18 protein-coding genes and 1 riboswitch are annotated in these 20,569 nt (G+C 71.6%); of the genes, 14 read left to right on the top strand and 4 right to left on the bottom strand.

Annotated elements, in window-relative coordinates:
- Positions 1-200 precede the first annotated feature (200 nt).
- Entirely contained in the window at positions 201-1,325 is a 1,125-nt protein-coding gene (gene serC / locus N865_RS15325) for a phosphoserine transaminase (RefSeq protein WP_157557722.1), read from the bottom strand.
- Between the two features lie 240 nt (positions 1,326-1,565).
- Entirely contained in the window at positions 1,566-2,687 is a 1,122-nt protein-coding gene (locus N865_RS15320; protein WP_034807739.1) for a citrate synthase 2, read from the bottom strand.
- Positions 2,688-2,804: 117 nt separating this feature from the next.
- Between N865_RS15320 and N865_RS15315 the strand changes: the two genes are divergently transcribed.
- A complete protein-coding gene (locus N865_RS15315) occupies positions 2,805-3,443 on the top strand; it encodes a pentapeptide repeat-containing protein (protein WP_051510686.1) in 639 nt (212 codons plus the stop codon).
- 17 nt (positions 3,444-3,460) lie between these two features.
- On the opposite strand, the gene N865_RS15310 is transcribed toward N865_RS15315, so the two are convergent.
- Complete coding sequence (locus tag N865_RS15310; RefSeq protein ID WP_034807736.1) at positions 3,461-3,865, bottom strand: hypothetical protein; 405 nt, start codon at positions 3,863-3,865, stop codon at positions 3,461-3,463.
- A gap of 71 nt (positions 3,866-3,936) precedes the next feature.
- On the opposite strand from N865_RS15310, the gene pdxH reads away from it, so the two are divergent.
- Positions 3,937-4,665 carry a pyridoxamine 5'-phosphate oxidase gene (gene pdxH / locus N865_RS15305; protein WP_084328280.1) on the top strand — a complete coding sequence of 243 codons (729 nt, stop codon included), beginning with the start codon at positions 3,937-3,939 and terminating at the stop codon, positions 4,663-4,665.
- A 226-nt stretch (positions 4,666-4,891) separates the two neighbouring features.
- Here the strand turns inward: pdxH and N865_RS15300 are convergent, their stop codons facing one another.
- Positions 4,892-5,938, bottom strand: a complete 1,047-nt coding sequence (locus tag N865_RS15300) for a hypothetical protein (protein WP_051510684.1) — start codon at positions 5,936-5,938, stop codon at positions 4,892-4,894.
- A 76-nt stretch (positions 5,939-6,014) separates the two neighbouring features.
- On the opposite strand from N865_RS15300, the gene N865_RS15295 reads away from it, so the two are divergent.
- The 12 genes from N865_RS15295 to N865_RS15240 all read left to right on the top strand — a co-directional run.
- Positions 6,015-7,238 (top strand): MFS transporter, encoded by a 1,224-nt coding sequence (locus tag N865_RS15295; protein WP_034807784.1) that lies wholly within the window; start codon positions 6,015-6,017, stop codon positions 7,236-7,238.
- 51 nt (positions 7,239-7,289) lie between these two features.
- On the top strand, positions 7,290-7,985 hold the full coding sequence (locus N865_RS15290; RefSeq protein ID WP_034807734.1) for a metal-dependent transcriptional regulator: 696 nt from the start codon (positions 7,290-7,292) through the stop codon (positions 7,983-7,985).
- A 295-nt stretch (positions 7,986-8,280) separates the two neighbouring features.
- Positions 8,281-8,465, top strand: a riboswitch (cyclic di-AMP (ydaO/yuaA leader).
- Between the two features lie 2 nt (positions 8,466-8,467).
- The gene (locus tag N865_RS23595; protein WP_034807782.1) at positions 8,468-9,256 is read left to right on the top strand and encodes a C40 family peptidase; all 789 of its coding nucleotides are present in this window, start codon (positions 8,468-8,470) and stop codon (positions 9,254-9,256) included.
- Positions 9,257-9,460: 204 nt separating this feature from the next.
- Positions 9,461-10,090, top strand: a complete 630-nt coding sequence (locus tag N865_RS15280; protein ID WP_034807732.1) for a DsbA family oxidoreductase — start codon at positions 9,461-9,463, stop codon at positions 10,088-10,090.
- 114 nt (positions 10,091-10,204) lie between these two features.
- Complete coding sequence (locus N865_RS15275; protein WP_051510681.1) at positions 10,205-13,999, top strand: nitrate reductase subunit alpha; 3,795 nt, start codon at positions 10,205-10,207, stop codon at positions 13,997-13,999.
- A complete protein-coding gene (gene narH, locus N865_RS15270; RefSeq protein WP_084328278.1) occupies positions 13,999-15,765 on the top strand; it encodes a nitrate reductase subunit beta in 1,767 nt (588 codons plus the stop codon). Before N865_RS15275 ends, narH begins: the two co-directional genes overlap by 1 nt.
- On the top strand, positions 15,762-16,439 hold the full coding sequence (gene narJ, locus N865_RS15265) for a nitrate reductase molybdenum cofactor assembly chaperone (RefSeq protein ID WP_034807729.1): 678 nt from the start codon (positions 15,762-15,764) through the stop codon (positions 16,437-16,439). The genes narH and narJ overlap by 4 nt, the downstream gene beginning before the upstream one ends.
- On the top strand, positions 16,436-17,188 hold the full coding sequence (gene narI, locus N865_RS15260; RefSeq protein WP_034807727.1) for a respiratory nitrate reductase subunit gamma: 753 nt from the start codon (positions 16,436-16,438) through the stop codon (positions 17,186-17,188). The genes narJ and narI overlap by 4 nt, the downstream gene beginning before the upstream one ends.
- Positions 17,189-17,236: 48 nt before the next feature.
- Positions 17,237-18,460: an MFS transporter gene (locus N865_RS15255; protein WP_034807725.1), complete on the top strand. Its 1,224-nt coding sequence runs from the start codon at positions 17,237-17,239 to the stop codon at positions 18,458-18,460.
- 74 nt (positions 18,461-18,534) lie between these two features.
- On the top strand, positions 18,535-18,783 hold the full coding sequence (locus N865_RS15250) for a hypothetical protein (protein ID WP_034807723.1): 249 nt from the start codon (positions 18,535-18,537) through the stop codon (positions 18,781-18,783).
- Between the two features lie 72 nt (positions 18,784-18,855).
- A complete protein-coding gene (locus N865_RS23740; protein WP_034807720.1) occupies positions 18,856-20,316 on the top strand; it encodes an SWIM zinc finger family protein in 1,461 nt (486 codons plus the stop codon).
- Positions 20,313-20,569, top strand: a 257-nt coding sequence (locus tag N865_RS15240; protein WP_034807718.1) for a DUF5691 domain-containing protein, incomplete at its 3' end; no start/stop codon positions are given. The genes N865_RS23740 and N865_RS15240, both read left to right, overlap by 4 nt.

The raw sequence follows: 20,569 nt of genomic DNA, 5'->3' as shown, positions 1-20,569 counted from the left end.
CTGAGTCGCCACCAGCCGGTATGCCGCTGGGCCGGCCCGCGCCCAAGGCGCGGTGGGCGCGGAGCCGGCTCGACGGCATACGGCCGGGTGGTTTCCGTCAGTGTTGTGGCCGGAGATATGCGAAAGGGTCTGGTGGTGAGTGCTCTACCACTCACCACCAGACCCAACGCTCTCGTCCAGCCCGGGTGGTCTGGGCCTGATCAGCCCTGCTGCGCGACGACGTAGTCGATCGCCTGCGTCAGCTTCGTGACGTCCTCGGGGTCGACCGCCGGGAACATCGCGACGCGGAGCTGGTTGCGGCCGAGCTTGCGGTAGGGCTCGACGTCGACGATGCCGTTGGCCCGGAGCGTCTTGGCGACGGCGGCCGCGTCGATCGAGTCGTCGAAGTCGATCGTCCCGACGACCTGCGAGCGGGCTGCCGGGTCGGCGACGTAGGGCGTCGTGTAGGACGTCTGCTCGGCCCACGTGTAGAGGCGGGTGCTCGAGTCCTTCGTCCGGGCGGTCGCCCAGTCGAGGCCGCCGTTGCCGTTGAGCCAGCGCAGCTGCGAGGCGAGCAGGGCGAGCGTGGCGAGGGACGGGGTGTTGTACGTCTGGTTCTTCAGCGAGTTGTCGATCGCGGTCGGCAGGCTGAAGAAGTCGGGGACCCAGCGGCCGGTGCCGGCCACCGCCTCGACACGGGCGAGGGCAACCGGCGAGAACGCCGCGAGCCAGAGGCCGCCGTCGGAGGCGAAGCACTTCTGCGGGGCGAAGTAGTAGACATCGGTCTGCGTGATGTCGACGGGCAGGCCGCCGGCGCCCGACGTGGCGTCGATGAGCACGAGCGCGCCCTCGTCGGCGCCCTCGACCCGCTGGACGGGGGCCATGACACCGGTCGAGGTCTCGTTGTGCGGCCAGGCGTAGACGTCGACACCGGGCTCGGCCTCGGGGGTCGCGAGGGTACCGGGCTCGGCCTTGATGATCGTCGAGTCGCCGAGGAAGGGGGCGTTGTTGGTCACCGTGGCGAACTTGCTCGAGAACTCGCCGAACGCGAGGTGCTGGGCGCGGTCGATGACGAGGCCGAAGGCGGCGATGTCCCAGAACGCGGTCGAGCCGCCGTTGCCGAGGATGATCTCGTAGCCGTCGGGCAGGTTGAACAGGGCGCGCAGGCCCTCACGGACCTCGCCGACGAGGTTCTTCACGGGAGCCTGGCGGTGCGAGGTCCCGAGGACGGTGCGACCGATCGAGGTGAGGAACTCGAGCTGCTCTCCGCGGACCTTGGACGGACCGGAGCCGAAACGTCCGTCGGCGGGCAGCAGGTCGGAGGGGATCGTCAGGGGACTGGTCACGGCCGTTGCATCGGTCACGGTTTCACCTTGGGGGTGGGGCCACGTTACGGGGGTGTGGCGGATGTGTTGATTGCGGATGACGCCGTTGTCACCGCGCCCATTGAACCCCAGGTGCCCACCCCTTGGACACCGCCTCTCGGTGTGTGGACGCCCACAGCCCGTCCGTTCAGAGGTGCGCGGGTGCCGGATCCATGCGTCCTGCAGGCCGCACCTTTCCGGCAACCGCGCACCTCTGGCGACTCAGTGGGAGATCTCGGGCGTCCAGCCCTCGACGTCCTGCGGACCGCGGGGACCCTCGCCGACGTAGCGGGACGACGGGCGGATCAGGCGTCCGGTCCGCTTCTGCTCGAGGATGTGCGCCGACCAGCCCGCCGTGCGCGCACACGTGAACATCGGCGTGAACATCGACGCCGGGACCTCGGCGAAGTCGAGGATGACCGCGGCCCAGAACTCGACGTTGGTCGCGAGGACACGGTCGGGACGCCGGGCGTGGAGCTCGTCGAGGGCGGCCTTCTCGAGCGCGGCGGCGGCCTCGTAGCGGGGCGCGCCGAGCCGCTCGCAGGCCGACCGGAGCACACGGGCGCGCGGGTCCTCCGCGCGGTAGACCCGGTGGCCGAAGCCCATGAGCCGCTCGCCCTTGTCGAGCACGTCCTTGACGTATGCCGTCGCGTCCCCTCGCTTCTCCACACCCTCGAGCATGTGGAGCACGCGCGAGGGCGCGCCGCCGTGGAGCGGTCCGGACATGGCGCCCACGGCCCCGGACAGGGCCGCGGCGACGTCGGCACCCGTCGAGGTGATGACCCGCGCGGTGAACGTCGAGGCGTTCATGCCGTGCTCGGCGGCGGAGACCCAGTAGGCGTCGACGGCCTCGACGTGCCGCGGGTCGGGCTCGCCCCGCCAGCGGATCATGAAGCGCTCGGTGATCGTCTTGGCCTTGTCGACCTCGCTCTGCGGGACCATCGGCTTGTCGAGGCCGCGCGCGGACTGTCCCACGAAGGACAGCGCCATGACCGCGGCGCGCGCGAGGTTGTCGCGGACCTCGTCGGCGTCGATGTCGAGCGTCGGGCGGAACCCCCAGACCGGGGCGAGCATCGCGAGCGCGGACTGGACGTCGACGCGGACGTCGCCGGTGTGCACGGGCAGGGGGTAGGGCTCGGCCGGGGGGAGGCCCGGGTTGAACTTGTTGTCGACGAGGAGTCCCCAGACGTTGCCGAAGGAGACGTGGCCGACGAGGTCGTTGATGTCGACCCCTCGATAGCGCAGCGCGCCGCCCTCCTTGTCGGGTTCGGCGATGGTCGACTCGAAGGCGATGACCCCCTCGAGGCCGGGTTTGAAGTCCGGGTCCGGCGTGTTCTCTGCCATCAGGATCCTTGCTGCTCAGGCGGTCGTACCACCGCAGTGTGGGCCACCAGCCATTCTGCCGCCCGGTGTCGCCTCTGTGGAGGGGCGTCGCGGCGGCCCGGCTGCCAGACTCACCGTATGCCGTCAGCCGCCGACCAGACCGTCTTTGCCGACCGGGTGTTCACCTCGCGAGACCGCGCTCTCTCGCGCGACCACGACGGGGTCCGATTCGAGGGGACGGACTTCACCGAGGCGGCCGCCGAGGGGGCGAGCTTCCTCGAGTGCACGCTCGTCGGGTGCGCGCTCGACGACGTGCACCTCGAGGGGTCACGCTGGGCCGAGAGCGCCTGGGAGCGGGTGCACGGCGTCGGCGTCGCGCTGCACGAGGCGAGCCTGGTCGAGACGACGATCGAGGACTGCCGGCTCGCCGCCGTGTCGGCGTGGGGCTCGGTCTGGCGGGACGTCACGGTGCGCGGCGGGAAGATCGACTTCCTCAACCTGCGCGGCGCCCGGCTCAAGGACGTCGCCTTCGTCGACTGCGTCATCTCGGGGCTCGACCTGCAGGAGGCGACGGTGTCGGGGGTCGGCTTCGAGGGGTGCACGCTCGTCGAGCCGGAGTTCGGGCGCGGGTCGTATGCCGCCCTCGACCTCTCCGGGGCCACGCTGCGTTCGCCTCGGGGCCTGGCCGGTCTACGGGGGGCGACCCTCAGCCGGCCGCAGGTCATCGAGCTGGCGGACCTGCTCGCGGCCGAGCTCGGGATCACCGTGGCTGAGTGAGCGGGTCAAGAGCCCGCTCAGTTGATGCTGCCGGGCTTGCCGCGGCGCAGGGCGGTCGCCGCCGCGTCCTTGGCGCGGTCCTTGGCCGTGAGCTTCGTGCTCGAGTGGATCCGACGGGTGAGGTCCGCCCCGCGCAGCAGCGAGCTGAGCGGCACGTCGGTCGGGGGGTACACCGTGATCGCGGTGTCGCCGCTGAAGACGAGCCAGAGCGCCTGGTCGCCGCGGTAGACCTTGAGGACGCTGCCGTCAGCGAGCGAGGACGCGTGGGAGAGCGCGGCCTTGCGGGCGCGCTCGCTCGCCATGATCTTCTGTGCGGCCTCCTTGGCGGGCTCCCGCAGGGCCTTGCTCGCGATCCAGATCTGCGGACCGTACTTGGTGCCGTACTTGATCACGGTCGTGACGACCTTCGTCTTGCCTGCCATCGAGCGTCTCCTCGCGTCAGTCATGCGACGGCCACGGGCCGCGCCGGACGCGTCAACCCTAGTCTGAACCCATGAGCAGCTCGGGCCGCCGCGACGGTGGACATGACGGGGAGCACATCGACGGGCACATCGACGAGTACATCGAAGGAGGCGAAGGGCTCGACGAGTCCGAGGTGCGCGCCTCGCCCTTCCTGCAGGCCCGGGCCTGGATCGACGCAGCCCTCGCCGCCTCGAGGCTGCGCGAGGACGTCCCCGAGCCGACGGCCCTCTCCGTCGCGACGGTCGACGCGTCCGGGGCGCCCAACGTCCGGACCGTCCTCATGCGCTACTTCGACGAGCGCGGACCGGGCTTCGTGACCAACCTCGACTCGGACAAGAGCCGGGAGCTGCGTGCGAGCCCCGCGATCGCGGCCGCACTGACGTGGCCCGCCCTCCACCGCGCGATCCGCTTCCGGGGGCGGGCCGTGCCGATCGGCCGTGAGGAGGTCGAGGCGTACTTCGTCTCGCGGCCCTACGGCTCCCGTCTCTCCGCCTGGGCCTCCGAGCAGTCCCGCCCAGCGGCGGACCGCGCCGAGCTCGAGCAGCGGTGGAGTGAGGTGCTCGAGCGCTTCCCCGACACCGGGCACGAGACCGACGTGCCGCTGCCGGACTTCTGGGGCGGGTGGCGGATCCTCTGCGACGAGGTGGAGTTCTGGGCGGGACGCGCCAACCGGCTCCACGACCGGATCGTGTTCACGCGCATCGCCGACGGCGACCTCGCGGAGGCCGGGGCCTGGGAGAGGTTCCGCCGCCAGCCGTGACGCGACGGCGGCCGGGACGGGAACAGGGCAGCCCGACCGGTCGGACTGCCCTGCTTCATCCCTGGGTGTGGGTGGGGGGCGCGGCTAGCGCGCGGCCACCTCACACATTCCGGAAGAAAACACTTCTCGGATCACCTCCCTTCTTGGTTGGTTCTCACGACCGTACGTCGGGTCCGAACGGCGGGGCAAGGCCTTTTGTGACGACCGGCGGCTCCCGAGCGCCGGCTCAGGACGCGGGTTCCCGATGGGGCAGGGGAGGCGCACCGGCCGCGGCAGCCGACCCAGCGGCATACGGGACCGGCCTCGGCGAGCGACCGCCGCCGACGAGGAGGGCGAGCAGGACCGGCACCTCGAGATAGGCGCTGAAGCTGGAGACGGCTCGGTAGAGCGTCTCCGTGTCGCGGAAGTCGAGCGCGAAGAGGACGGCGAACACGGCGGCGGCGATGAAGGCAGCGGCCCAGACCCGGGCTCCCGTCAGCCACGGCAGGCGCACCTCGAAGGTGGCCGTGACCTCCGGCGCGACCCGCGGCAGGAAGGCGACCCAGACGACGTACTGCATCAGCCCGAGGAAGGCGAAGACCACGAGGAAGCGGAGGGCGACCACCCCCTGGCCGGCGCCCGGCGGGGCGAGGGACGCGAGCATCCAGTCTCCGTCGCCGACGAGGCTGCGCACGGCCCCGGCCCCGCGGGTGAGCCACGGGTCCGCGAGGCCCGCCAGGACGGCCGCGGGGACGACGACCGACCAGACGACCTGGACGGCCCGGAAGAGCCCCCGGCGCTCCGGGAGCCGGGTCGACCAGTCCCAGAGGAAGACGACGGGTACGACGAGGTGGAGCAGCGCGACGGCCACCACGTGGTGCTCGGGGAAGAGGAGGGAGGCCACCGCCGCGGGGGCGAGCGCCACGAGCACGGCGACGCGGCGTCGGCCCTGCAGGACGTGGGCCGCGCCGAGCGCCAGGACGGCGTAGCCGAGCGCGACCTCCGCCACGTGGGCGGGTCGGCCCACTACGGGGGCGAGGAGCCGTGCGACGAAGATGCCGGTGACGAGCAGCCCCAGCCGCTCGACGAAGGAACGGCCGAGGAGCCCCGGGAACCGGCCGATGAGGTAGCGCAGCTCGAGGACGTTGTGCAGGACGCCGAAGAGGATGACCCCGATCACCAGGGTCGCCATCGGCGCGACGACGGAGACGGCGAGTCCCGCGACGGCGGCGAGGGCCAGCGCGACCGACGCGCCCACCGCGCTCGGGCTGGTCGTCCGCTCGTCCTGGGTCACCCCGCCATGGTTTCGTCGGCCCCGGGCCCCAGCCACCCGAGAGACCCAATCGTTAGGGTCTCGTGGCGTGACCGAGATGCGTGGCGGCGGCGAACGCGGAGCCCTCCGGCAGGTCGCCCTGTCCGCCTACGGCCCGACGCTCCTCGGCTCGACCGGGGCGGGCGCCGTCTCGCCGATCATCGCGCTGTCCGCCCGGGAGCTCGGTGCCTCCGTCGGGGTCGCCGCGCTCGTCGTCGCCGCCCTCGGGGTGGGCCAGCTGCTCGGCGACCTGCCGTCCGGGGCGCTCGCGGCCCGGATCGGCGAGCGGCGTGCCCTGCTCGTCGCCGCCGTGGTCGAGGCAGTCGGGATGCTCGTCGCGGCGCTCGCGCACAGCGTGGGCCTGCTCTTCGTCGGCGTCCTCGTCATCGGACTCGCCGGATCCCTCTTCGGGCTGGCCCGCCAGGCCTACCTCACCGAGGCCGTGCCCGTCGCGCTCCGGGCCAGGGCGCTGTCGACGCTGGGCGGGGTCAGCCGCGTCGGAGCCTTCCTCGGCCCGTTCATCGGCTCGTTCGTCATCGTGCGCTGGGGCACCGGCGCGGCCTACGTCGTCGGCGTCGTCGCCAGCCTCGCCGCCTTTGCCCTCGTCTGGCTGGCCCCCGACATCACGGCGACGCCGTCCGGTGCGGTGGGTTCGGCGCCACCGCTCTCGGTCGCCTCGGTCCTGGCCCGGCACCGCCATGTGCTGCTCACCCTCGGGACCGGGGCGATGTGTGTCGCAGGCGCCCGCGCGGTCCGCGAGGCCCTCGTGCCCCTCTGGGCCGAGTCGGTGGGCCTGACGCCGGCGCAGACCTCCCTCGTCTTCGGCGTCGCGGGGGCCCTCGACATGCTCCTGTTCTATCCGTCGGGCTGGCTCATGGACCGGCACGGCCGCGTCGCGGCGGCCGTCCCGAGCATGGTCGTGCTCGGCGTCGGGATGGCGCTCCTGCCGTTGGCGACCACGTTCGTCACCGTGACCGTGGTCGCGACGGTCCTCGGCCTGGGGAACGGCCTCGGCGCCGGGCTGATCATGACCCTCGGGGCCGACGCGTCGCCCGTCGAGGGTCGAGCCCAGTTCCTCGGAGGCTGGCGCCTCTTCGCCGACGTGGGAAGGGCTGCAGGGCCCCTCGCGTTGTCTGCTCTGAGCGCCGTGCTGACACTCGGCGCCTCTGCCGTCGTCCTCGGCGCCGGCACCCTCGCGGGCGCTGTCTGGCTCAAGGTCTGGGTGCCCCGCCACGACCCGACCCGACGCCGTGGCGGTGGGCCGGAGGCGACGGTGTCCTGAGCGCCGTCCGGCCTGCGCAGGGCACTCGCGAATTCTGAGAGGGTAGGACCCGTGACGGACCTGATCGACACCACCGAGATGTACCTGCGCACGATCTTCGAGCTCGAGGAGGAGGGGATCGTCCCGCTCCGGGCCCGGATCGCCGAGCGGCTCGGGCACTCGGGACCCACGGTGTCGCAGACGGTGGCGCGCATGGAGCGCGACGGTCTCGTGACCGTGACCGGCGACCGGCACCTCGAGCTGTCCGAGCACGGGCGCCTCCTCGCGACCCGCGTCATGCGCAAGCACCGGCTCGCCGAGCGCCTCCTCGTCGACGTCATCGGCCTCGAGTGGGAGTACGCCCACGACGAGGCGTGTCGCTGGGAGCACGTCATGTCCGAGCAGGTCGAGCGCAAGATCCTCACCTTGATCGGGGACGGGCTCGAGTCGCCGTACGGCAACCCGATCCCGGGTCTCGAGGAGCTGGGGGTCGAGCGCGCCGACGACTTCCTCACGGGGCTGACGGCCCTCACCGTGGTCGTCTCCGACGCGCCGCTGGTCGTGACGATCCGCCGGATCGGCGAGCCCGTCCAGGTCGACCCGGAGGCCCTGGCGCTCCTGACGAGCGCGGGTGTCGTCCCCGGCGCCCGGGTCGAGGTCGTCCGCACCGGCGGCCGCGTCATCGCCGTCCGGGAGGGCTCCGACCGCGCCGAGGGCGTCTCCCTGCCCGAGGACGTCGCCGGCCACGTCTTCTGCCAGGCCGCCTGAGGGCGGACCTTCTGCGGACCCACCCGGTGGACGCGCCGGGTGGGTCCGTGCATGGGTCTCACGTGGTCCGCGCGTGGCCCCGTGAATGAGCCGTGATGACTGGGAGCATCATCCGGGGTCCCTCGGGCGTCACGCGCAGGGGGCTCCGGACTGTTCCCGCGACATCGTCGGGGCCACGGGACGTTCACCGAAAATCGGTTGAATTGGTCCGTGATCCAGGCGTGACATTCGCCGGGCACATTCGGTACGGTGGGCGCACTCGCTCCTGAAGGGCGGGTGTTCCGGGGCGGATCGCCTAATCCTGCCGCCGTTCCGGAGCCCAGAACGAACCGCATGGCAGGAGCGGGGGAACCACCTTTCTACGGGCGCCGAGAGGCGCCCTCGGGGTGAAGCCCTCGACGGACCACCAGGTCCGAGCGAAGGCCGGGCAGCACCTCAGCCCGAACCCGACAGCTCACCTCGCAGGCGCCGAGAGGTCAACCGTGGCTCAGAACGTCATCGGGCGCCACCGCGTGCCTGGTCGCTTCAACCCGCTCTCCGAGCTCAAGATCATCGCGAAGGAGTCGGCCCAGCCGGCCGTCAAGGGAGCCGCCATCGTCGCGGCCTCGGGTGGGCTCGTTGCCACCTTCGCCTCTCCGGCCAATGCCGCTGACTCGGCCGGGGCGAACGTCGCCGCTGACGTCACGGCCGGCGCCGCGGTCGTCGGTCCGCAGACCACCACCCTCAAGGCCGCCAACGCCCTGTCCTCCATCGGCTTCGCCCAGGCGTCGATGCCGAAGCAGTCCGCCGCGCCGCAGGTCATCGAGGACATCGTCGTCAAGACCGAGCGCGCGGAGGCCAAGGCGAAGGCCGAGGCCGAGGCGAAGGCCCGCGCCGCCCGTCAGGCCGCGGCCTCGCGCTCCACCACGCGCAGCGCGATCAACGCCGCCCCCACCCAGTCGGCCACCGGCATCGTCGGCATCGCCCAGTCGATGTTCGGGGTCCCCTACGTCTACGGCGGCTCGTCGCCGAGCGGCTTTGACTGCTCGGGCTTCACCTCTTGGGTCTACCGCCAGGCCGGCATCACGATCCCGCGGACCGCCTCGGCCCAGCAGGCCGCCGCCACGCGCGTGAGCAGCCCCCGCCCCGGCGACCTCGTCTTCTTCGGCTACCCGGCCTACCACGTGGGCATCTACGTCAGCCCCGGCCGCATGATCGACGCTCAGCGGACCGGAACGGTCATCGGCAACCACTCGATCTGGACCACCCCGTCGGGCTACGGCCGCTTCTGATCCCGCACCTCCGTCGAGGCCCCCACCGCCACCGCGGTGGGGGCCTCGACGTTTCCTGCTGCACATCGCACCCCGGCACCCCGGCGCTCGGCACCCCGGCGTCTCCCCACCAGGGCGCGCGGGCTTCTTCGGTGCATCTCAGGCGTTCCAGGCATCCTCCGCGCGATCGGCCAACGGCCGGAAACGGCGTGCGAGACTGGGCAGATGACCGACCAAGAAGCGGCGGACTCCTCGGTCGTCGTCGACCTGGAGCTCTGGTTCGACCTCGTCGACCCGTGGTCGTGGTTCGCAAAACGCCGGGTCGAGATGGCCATCGCCGCCTTCGAACGCCCGGCCGACGTCGCCCTTCGGCTGCGCTCCTTCGAGGTCGCCCCCGAGCAGGTGGCCGTCCTGCCCGCGTCCGCTCGTCAGGTCGCCGGCCATGAGCTCGTCGGCGACGACTACGAGATCCCCTGGGACCGCGCCGGGTGGGTGAGCACCTTCGACGCCCACCGGCTGTGTGAGCTCGCCCGCGAGCTGGGCGGCCCGGCCCTCCAGTCGGCGGCCGTCGAACGCTTCTTCTTCGCGCACTTCGTCGAGGGCCACGCCATCGACGACCTCGAGGTCCTGCAGCGCGCCGGCGCCGAGTGCGGCCTCGACGAGCGCCGGGTCGCAGCCGTGCTCGCGGGCACGGCATACGGCGACGAGGTGCGACGCGACGAGGAGATGGCGCGGGCCCTGGACGTCGTGGTCGTCCCCTTCCTCGTCGCGAACGGGTCCGCGACGCTGCCCGGTGTGCACCCGACCGAGGACTACCTCGCCTTCCTCCGTGAGGTCGCGACGACGCAGGTCTGAGAAGGGCATCGGCGTGGTTTGTGTGGTGCCGCACCCGAGGTCGTGCCATTCTTCGAGTCATGGCGACCAACTGGGTGGTTTGTCCAAGGTTCGGGTCCGACGCCGGGAACGACTATGAGTGAGCGGGCGGGGAGCGTGGGTGGGACCCCTCCCCAGATCGACGGATCGGCCTCGGCGGCACTGCTCAAGGCGGGCCGGTTCTTCACCCGCTGGGACGAGTCCGACGACGGTCGCGCCGTCTTCCGCGAGGGCGGCCGCGCCGGGGACGTCTTCTACCGGGACCGGTGGAGCCACGACAAGGTCGTGCGCTCGACCCACGGCGTCAACTGCACCGGGTCCTGCTCGTGGAAGGTCTACGTCAAAGACGGGATCATCACGTGGGAGACGCAGCAGACCGACTACCCTTCGGTGGGCCCGGACCGCCCGGAGTACGAGCCGCGCGGCTGCCCCAGGGGAGCCGCGTTCTCCTGGTACACCTACTCCCCGACGCGGGTCCGCTACCCCTACGTCCGCGGTGTCCTCCTCGAGATGTACCGCGAGGCCAAGGCCCGGCTCGGTGACCCGGTGCTCGCCTGGGCCGAGATCACCGGCGACCCGGAGAAGCGCCGCCGCTACCAACGCGCCCGTGGCAAGGGCGGCCTCGTGCGGGCCTCGTGGGGTGAGGCTGTCGAGATCGCCGCGGCCGCGCACGTCCACACGATCAAGACGTACGGCCCCGACCGGTGCGCCGGCTTCTCGCCGATCCCGGCGATGTCGATGGTGTCGCACTGTGTTGGCACCCGCTTCATCCAGCTCATCGGCGGCGTCATGACGAGCTTCTACGACTGGTATGCCGACCTGCCCGTCGCGAGCCCTCAGGTCTTCGGCGACCAGACCGACGTGCCCGAGTCGGGTGACTGGTGGGACGCGACCTACCTCATGATGTGGGGCTCCAACGTCCCGGTGACCCGCACACCCGACGCGCACTGGATGGCGGAGGTGCGCTACCGCGGGACGAAGGTCGTCACGGTCAGCCCTGACTACGCCGACAACACGAAGTTCGCCGACGAGTGGATGCCGGCGCAGGCCGGCACCGACGCGGCGCTCGCGATGGCGATGGGCCACGTGATCCTCACCGAGAACTTCGTCCGCCGCGACACGCCGTTCTTCTCCGACTACGTGCGGACGTACACCGACCTGCCCTTCCTTGTGCGCCTCGAGCCCGCCGACCCGTCTCAGGGCTCCTCCTCCGCCACCGAGGCGTATGCCGCCGAGCCGGGTTCCGAGGGCAGCGGGCCCGTCGTGCCGGGCAAGTTCCTCACCGCGGCGGACCTCGTCGACAACGGGGAGCGGCCGCCGTCCGAGGAGGCCTGGAAGACGGTCCTGCTCGACGAGGCCACCGGCGAGCCGGTCGTCCCGAACGGGTCGATGGGGTTCCGCTACGCCGAGTCCGGGAAGGGCCGGTGGAACCTCGACCTCGAGGGGGTCACCCCGGCGCTGACGCTCGAGGGCGAGGCGTCCGAGGCGGTCGAGGTGCTCCTGCCGGCCTTCGTCGAGCCTGACGGCACCGGCTCGGTGCTTCGCCGCGGAGTGCCGGCGCGGCGGGTCCACGGACACCTCGTGACGACGGTCTACGACCTCATGCTCGCGCAGTACGGCGTCGCCCGCGACGGTCTGCCCGGCGAGTGGCCGAGCGGCTACGACGACGTCAGCACGCCCTACACGCCGGCCTGGCAGGCCGAGGTCACCGGCGTGCCGGCCGAGCAGTGCATCCGCATCGCCCGCGAGTTCGCCTCCAACAGCGAGGAGTCCGAGGGCAGGTCGATGATCATCCTCGGCGCCGGTGTCTGCCAGTGGTTCCACGGCGATGCGACCTACCGCGCGATCCTTTCCCTGCTCATCATGACCGGGTGCATGGGCCGCAACGGCGGCGGCTGGGCCCACTACGTCGGGCAGGAGAAGTGCCGGCCGATCACCGGCTGGATCTCCCTCGCCAACGCCCTCGACTGGTCGCGTCCCCCGCGGACGATGACCGGGACCTCGTACTGGTACATGCACACCGGCCAGTGGCGCACCGACGGCTACTCCGCCGACTCGCTCGCCTCGCCGCTCGCGCGGGGCCACCTCGCCGGCAAGCACACCGCCGACACGATCGCCCAGTCGGCCCGGCTCGGGTGGATGCCGTTCTACCCGCAGTTCGGGACCAACCCGCTCCAGGTCGCCGAGGACGCAGCCGCCGCGGTGGCGGAGGGCAATGTCCCCAACCCGGCGGCATACGTCGCGCAGGCTCTCCACGAAGGGACGCTGACGACGGCGATCGAGGACGTCGACGCCCCCGAGAACTGGCCGCGCACCCTCGTGCTCTGGCGCTCCAACCTCATGGGCTCCTCCGCGAAGGGCAACGAGTACTTCCTCAAGTACCTCCTCGGCACGCACTCCAACGTCATGGGCTCCGAGAGCCCTGACGCCCCAAGGCCGTCCGAGGTGCGGTGGCACGACGACGCCCCCGAAGGCAAGCTCGACCTGCTCATGTCGGCCGACTTCCGGATGACGTCGACCACGCTCCTGTCCGACATCGTCTTCCCCGCGGCGACGTGGTACGAGAAGCACGACCTCAGCTCGACGGACATGCACCCCTTCGTCCACGCCTTCACCCCGGCGATCGACCCGCCGTGGGAGGCCAAGAGCGACTTCGAGATGTTCCACCTTCTCGCGCAACGGTTCTCGGCGATGGCGACGACCCACCTCGGCGTCCGCAAGGACCTCGTGAGCGTCCCGCTCATGCACGACACACCGGGCGAGGTCGCCCAGCCCGGTGGTCGCGTCTTCGACTGGCGCGGCTCCGGACTGCCGGGGACGCCGGGTGTGACGATGCCGGTCTTCACCGTCGTCGAGCGCGACTACACCGCGATCGCCGACAAGCTCGCGACCGTCGGGCCGCTCGCCGACACCCTCGGCTTCACCGTCAAGAACGTCACCTACCGCCTCGAGGAGGAGACGGCCAGGCTCGCGGCCAAGAACGGGGTCATGCTGGGCGGCGCGGGGGACGGCCGACCGGCCATCGACACCGACGAGAAGCTCGCGGAGGCGATCCTCTCCTTCTCCGGCACGACGAACGGCCACCTCGCCGTCCAGGGCTTCCACACCCTCGAGGAGCGGGTCGGCAAGAAGCTCGCCGACCTCGCCGAGGGCGCCGAGGAGAAGCGGATCACCTTCGCCGACACGCAGGTCGCCCCGGTCCCGGTCATCACCTCCCCGGAGTGGTCGGGCTCGGAGACCGGCGGGCGGCGCTATGCACCCTTCACGGTCAACATCGAGCGGCTCAAGCCGTTCCACACGCTGACCGGGCGGATGCACTTCTACCTCGACCACGACTGGGTGCAGGACCTCGGCGAGGCGCTGCCGATCTTCCGGCCGCCCCTCGACATGCACCGGCTCTTCGGCGAGCCCCGGCTCGGACCTGACGGCGCCAAGCAGGTGACGGTCCGCTACCTCACCCCGCACTCGAAGTGGTCGATCCACTCCGAGTACCAGGACAACCTCCTCATGCTCTCCCTCTCGCGCGGCGGCCCGACGGTGTGGATGAGTCCCGGCGACGCCGCCTCGATCGACGTCCACGACAACGACTGGGTCGAGTGCCTCAACGCCAACGGCGTCCTCGTCGGCCGCGCGATCGTCTCGCACCGTATGCCGGACGGCGTCGTCTACGTCCACCACGCGCAGGAGCGCACGATCGACGTCCCGAAGTCGGAGGCGACCGGCCGGCGCGGAGGCATCCACAACTCGGTGACCCGCCTGCTCGTCAAGCCGACTCATCTGGTCGGCGGGTATGCCCAGCTGTCCTACACGTTCAACTACCTCGGCCCGACGGGGAACCAACGGGACATGGTCTCGACGGTGCGCAAGCGCTCGCAGGAGGTGACGTACTGATGCGGGTCATGGCCCAGATGGGCATGGTGATGAACCTCGACAAGTGCATCGGGTGCCACACGTGCTCGGTCACGTGCAAGCAGGCGTGGACCAACCGCGCCGGCACCGAGTACGTCTGGTTCAACAACGTCGAGACGCGACCCGGCCAGGGCTACCCGCGCCGCCACGAGGACCAGACGACGTGGAAGGGCGGCTGGGAGCTGGGCAAGCGGGGCAACCTCAAGCTCAAGGCCGGCGGACGGGTGTCCAAGCTCTTCGGCATCTTCGCGAGCCCGGTGCAACCGCAGCTGTCCGACTACTACGAGCCCTGGACGTACGACTACCAGACGCTCATCGAGGCCCCGCTCGGCGACGACTTCCCCGTCGCCCGGCCAAAGTCCCTCATCACCGGCGAGAACACGAAGATCACGTGGTCGGCCAACTGGGACGACAACCTCGGCGGCACGAGCGAGCTCGGTCACCTCGACCCCATCGTCGAGAAGATCCGGCGCGAGTCGGAGGACGTGGTCAAGTTCGAGCTCGAGCGGACCTTCATGTTCTACCTGCCGCGGATCTGCGAGCACTGCCTCAACCCCTCGTGCATGGCCTCCTGCCCGTCGGGGGCGATCTACAAGCGGGCCGAGGACGGGATCGTCCTCGTCGACCAGGACCGGTGCCGCGGCTGGCGCCAGTGCATCACCGGCTGCCCGTACAAGAAGATCTACTTCAACCACAAGTCCGGCAAGGCCGAGAAGTGCACGTTCTGCTACCCGCGGGTCGAGGTCGGGCTGCCGACCGTCTGCTCCGAGACGTGCGTCGGCCGGCTGCGCTACATCGGGCTCTTCCTCTACGACGCCGACCGGGTGACCGAGGCGGCGGCGACCCCCGACGAGGGGGACCTCTACGAGGCCCAGCTCGGCCTCATGCTCGACCCCGACGACCCCGCGGTCATCGCGCAGGCCCGGGCCGACGGCATACCCGACGACTGGATGGACGCCGCGCGGCGCTCGCCCGTCTACGCGCTCGCGAAGCGCTACCGGGTCGCGCTGCCTCTCCACCCGGAGTACCGCACGATGCCGATGGTCTGGTACGTCCCGCCGCTGTCGCCGATCGTCGACGTCCTCGCGGGCCAGGGCCACGACGCCGAGGACCGGGCCACGCTCTTCGGCGCGATCGAGGCGCTCCGCATCCCCGTCGAGTACCTCGCCGAGCTCTTCACGGCGGGCCGGACCGACATCATCACCGACGTCCTGCGCAAGCTCGCCGCGATGCGGTCGTACATGCGTGGCGTGACGCTCGGGCGCGACGGTGACGCAAGCATCCCCGAGTCGGTCGGCATGACCGAGGAGGCGGTGTACGAGATGTACCGGCTCATGGCCATCGCGAAGTACGACGACCGCTATGTCATCCCGACCGCCCACGTCGAGCGGGCCCACGAGCTCGAGGAGCTCGGCTGCTCGCTCGACTTCGACGAGGGTCCGGGGATGTACGAGTCCGGGCCGTTCGGTGAGGCGAGCGGACGCCCGGCACCCGTCGCCGTCGAGACCTTCAACGCCCTCAAGCAGCGCCAGACGTCCGAGGCCGCTCCAGCCGGCAGCGACCTGCGCGGGCGCGTCAACCTGCTCAACTGGGACGGTAACGGCGTCCCGAGCGGGATGTTCCCCCCCGGAACGGCTCGCGTGTCCGCCGCGTCGGGAGCGGCGCTGGGCGCCGACGAGGCGGAGGGTGAGGCGCCTCAGCCGCCGCAGACGCGGGCCGAGGCCAAGCAGTCCCGGGAGGACTCATGAGGTGGCCGTCGCGCGCTGCAGCCCGGCGCGACGCCGAAGTCGCCGACCGCGTCGTCCACCAGGTTGCGTCGTGGTGCCTCGACTACCCGAGCCCCGGGCTGCTCGACCGTCTCCCGGCCATACGCGCGGCCCTCGAGGAGCAGGCCGGCGTCCGCGAGGGCGCGTCGGACGGCCTGCTGGGGCTCGTCGACCACCTCGGCGCCCACCCCCTCGAGGAGCTCCAGCGCGCCTACGTCGACACCTTCGACCTCAGCCGGAAGCACGCGCTCTACCTGTCGTACTGGACCGACGGCGACACGCGCCGACGCGGCGAGGTGCTGGGACGGTTCAAGGCGGCATACCGTGCCTCCGGCTTCCTCGTCGACACGCACGGCGAGCTGCCCGACTACCTGCCCATGGTGCTCGAGTTCGCCGCGTGCGCCGACCCGGCCGCCGGCCGGACGCTCCTCCAGGACTACCGCGCCAGCCTCGAGCTGCTGCGGATCGCCTTGCAGGAGAAGGAGAGTCCGTATGCCGCCGCCGTCGTCGCCGTGTGCGCCACCCTCCCCGGGGAGTCCCCCGCGGACCGGGCGGCCGTCCAGGCGATGGTCGACGGGCCGCCCGTCGAGTCGGTCGGACTCGAGCCCTACGATCCGCGGCTGCTGCCCCTGCAGCCGGTCGGGAGGACGTCATGAGCACCTTCCTCTGGGGCGTGCTGCCCTACCTCACGCTCGCGACGCTCATCGGCGGGACGATCTGGCGCTACCGCTACGACAAGTTCGGCTGGACGACCCGCTCGTCCCAGCTCTACGAGTCGCGGCTGCTCCGCATCGGGTCGCCGCTCTTCCACTTCGGGATCCTCGTCGTGCTCATCGGGCACATCGGTGGCCTCGTCGTCCCCGAGTCGTGGACGGAGGCGCTCGGCGTGAGCGAGGGGCTCTACCACTTCAACGCCCTGCTCTTCGGCGGCATCGCCGGCGTGTGCACCCTCGTCGGCATCCTCATCCTCGTCTACCGCCGCCGCACGACCGGCCCGGTCTTCATGGCGACGACGAAGAACGACAAGCTGATGTATGTCGTGCTCGTCGCGGCGATCGTCCTCGGTCTCTGGACGACGCTGGTCAGCGTCGGGGCCGGCTCCGAGGCACACAACTACCGCGAGACGGTCTCGCCGTGGTTCCGGTCGATCTTCCTGTTCCGCCCCGACGTCGACGCGATGGCGGCGGCCCCGCTGCAGTTCCACGTCCACGCCATCGTCGGGATGCTCCTCTTCGCGCTGTGGCCGTTCAGCCGTCTCGTCCACGCCTTCACCGCACCGCTGCACTACCTCTTCCGGCCCTACATCGTCTACCGCAGCCGCGACCGCGACGCCTCCGGCTCGCGCCCGGCCCGCAGCGGCTGGAGTGCCGTCGGGACGACCGACCGCGACCGCAGCAGCCGCTGAGCCCTTTCCCGCCGAGCCACGCTCAACCGACCGGATCCAGGAGACCCGATGAGCCGCAGCACCGCAGCACCGCAGTCCGTCGCCCTCAGCGGGCAGTCGAAGAACCTGGCGCTCGCGACCCTCGCCTTCGCCATCAGCTTCTGGGCGTGGAACATCATCGGGCCGCTCGGGGTCCGCTACACCGAGCAGCTCGGTCTCAGCTCGAGCCAGAAGGCCCTGCTCATCGCGACGCCCGTCCTCGTCGGGTCGGTCGGCCGGATCCTCGCCGGCGCCCTGACCGACCGCCTCGGCGGCCGGCTCATGTTCCCCGTGCTCATGGTCATCTCGGCGCCGTTCGTCGTGCTCGTCGCCGTCGCCGGCAACGCCAAGTCCTACGGCCTACTGCTCGTCTTCGGGTTCTTCCTCGGCATCGCCGGCACGACGTTCGCCGTCGGCATCCCCTTCGTCAACGCGTGGTACGAGGCCGACCGGCGCGGTTTCGCGACCGGCGTGTTCGGCGCCGGGATGGGCGGCACGGCGCTGTCGTCGTTCTTCACGCCGCGCTTCGTCACGTGGTTCGGCTACACCGCGACCCACGTCATCATCGCCCTCGCCCTCGTCGCCGTCGCCGCGCTCTGCTGGTTCGCCATGACCAACTCGCCGGCCTGGAAACCCAACACCGATCCCGTGGTGCCCAAGCTCGCCGCCGCGCTCAAGCTGCCGGTGACGTGGCAGATGTCGTTCCTCTATGCCGTCGTGTTCGGTGGGTTCGTCGCCTTCTCCACCTACCTGCCGACCTACCTCAAGGACATCTACGGCTTCGACCTGACCGGGGCCGGCACGCGCACGGCGGGCTTCGCGATCGCCGCCGTGGTGGCGCGGCCGATCGGTGGCACGCTCGCCGACCGGATCGGACCCCGCAACGTCGTCGGCATCTCGCTCGCGGGCACGGCCGTGATGGCCGTCGTCGTCTCGCTCCAGCCGGCGCCCGAGCTTGCTGCAGGGCTTTCCTTCATCGTCCTCGCCTTCTTCCTCGGCCTCGGCACCGGTGGCGTGTTCGCGTGGGTCGCCGAGCAGGCCCCGCCGGAGCGGGTGGGTGCGGTCACCGGGCTCGTCGGTGCTGCCGGCGGTCTCGGCGGCTACTTCCCGCCGCTCGTCATGGGCGCGACGTACGAGAAGGTCTTCCCCGGCTACGGCTTCGGGCTCGCCCTCCTCGCTGTCGTCGCCGTCGGGGCGCTCGCCTTCACCTTCCTCGGGATCAAGCAGGCCCGGAAGGAGCGCGCCGGCGCCTGACGCGCCTCACCTGCGGAAGCCGGCTCGGCGGCATACCGCCGGTGTGGTGTCGCGCCCGGCGGGACCTTCGGCCCGTGGACGCGAGCTGGACCGGCGAGGGCCCCACGAGCCGGAGCGTCTCGAACAGCCGGTTCAGCACCCCAGGCTTCCACCTCAACGACCACTTCAACGGGACGAGCCGCAACGCCGTGGCGTCGGGCACCGTCGCCGGGAGCACGCTCACGGCCGACGACCTCGAGTTCGCCTTCCTCGGCACGACCAACTCCGGACAGACGAAGTTCTGCGACGGCTGCGCCGAGGGACTCAGCGCTCAGAGATCGTGACCGCCTCCTCCACGAACGCGTGAGGCCTCTTGGGGGTCCACCGTCGGTCCCCTCGGTCATGATGTGCGGACCATGACACGGTGGACCCCCCAGCAGGTCGCGAACGCGGCCCCCGACGCCTCGTCCCTGGCCGCTGCGCGCAAGCTCGCGAGGCCGGGGCCGTGGTCCGACGTGGGCTCGACCGAGACCCTCCTCTGGGGCAAGTGCCAGGGCTCGGGCAAGACGCCCTACCAGGTGAGCATCGACCTCACCGGCCCCGCGTTCCGGTGCTCGTGCCCGAGCCGGAAGTTCCCGTGCAAGCACGGGCTCGCCCTGCTCCTGCTCTGGGCCGACGGCTCGGGCGCCGTGGCAGACGTCGACGAGGCGGCCGGATTCGCCCAGGAATGGGCGCAGGAGCGGGCAGCCCGGGCCGAGACCCGGACGACCTCACGGGCCGCCGGCGCGCGCAGCGCACCTGACCCCGAGGCGCAGGCGAGGCGTCTCGCCGAGCGCATCGCCCTGATGAGCGCGGGCATGGACGACTTCGCCCGCTGGCTGGGCGACCTCGCCCGGAGCGGCACCGCGTCGGCGCGGCAGCAGCCGTACTCGTGGTGGGACTCGACGGCCGCCCGCCTCGTCGACGCCCAGCTGCCCGGCCTCGCCGACCAGGTGCGCACGATGGCCTCCGACGTGAGTGTCCGTCCCGACTGGTCGGACCACCTGCTCGAGGCGATGGGTCGCTGGTGGACGGCGACCCGGGCCTGGACCCGACGAGAGAGCCTCGACGAGGCAGAGCTCGGGGACCTCCGGGCTTTCATCGGCTGGGCGACGCCGACGGAGACCGTCCGCGCCGGCGACTCGGTCCGCGACCGCTGGACCGTGCTCGGAGCCCACCGCAGCGACGACGGCCGGATCCAGCAGCAGCGGACCTGGCTGCGCGGCGAGTCGACGGGGGAGACCGTCCAGGTCCTCGACTTCGCGGCGGGAAGCCAGATGCTTCCCGTCCCACGCGTCGTCGGCTCGGTCATCGACGCGACGGTCGCCCGCTATCCGGGACGGGCCGTGCGTCGCGCCCTCGTCGACGAGGCCCCGGCGGTCGTGTCGACGACCGGGGGGCTACCGCCGGGCCAGTCCCTCGACGGGGCCCTCGCGACCGCTGCCGGCGTCCTTGCCGACAACCCCTGGGCCAGACGGGTCCCCGTCGTCCTTGCCGGCGTCCGCGTGACCGCGAGCCTCCGCGACAGCACCGGGTCCACCGCCGGGTCCACCGCCGGAGTCACCGCCCGAGCCACCGCGTCAACCGAATCGTCCACTTCCGCAACCCGATCCGCCCGGCCCGCAGGCGAGACGACCGGCTCGCGAGCCATGGGCATGCCGCCGTCCCCCAGCATCGTGGACCCGACCGGCGCCACCGCGCCGCTCACGGCCGACACCGACTCCTGGATGCTTCTCGCCCTGACCGGTGGAGCACCGACAGACCTCTTCGGCGAGCTCGAGGGCCGGTGCTTCCGTCCCCTCACCCTCACGGTCGACGAGAGGCTGGTGGCCCTGTGACCGCCCGCCGCCCACCCGGTGTCGACACGTGGTGGCGCGAGCTCGGCTCGGCCGCCCTCGTCGGGACGGCCCGACGCCCGGTGCCGGCCCTGCCCGACCTCGGTGTCCCTGGCCTCAGCCTGCGGGACGGGGCGCGCGCCGAGGAGGCCCTGCTCACGTCGGCGGCGCTCGGCGCGATGGCGCGGCGCGCCGGTCGCGTCCCCGAGCACTCCCCGGTCCCGGAGCAGTCACCGGACGACGAGCGCCCCGCGGC

The sequence above is a fragment of the Intrasporangium oryzae NRRL B-24470 genome, assembly GCF_000576595.1.
GTDB lineage: Bacteria > Actinomycetota > Actinomycetes > Actinomycetales > Dermatophilaceae > Intrasporangium_C > Intrasporangium_C oryzae.
The sequence above is the reverse complement of the archived record's forward strand: the minus strand, read 5'-3'. Positions and strand labels throughout refer to the sequence as shown.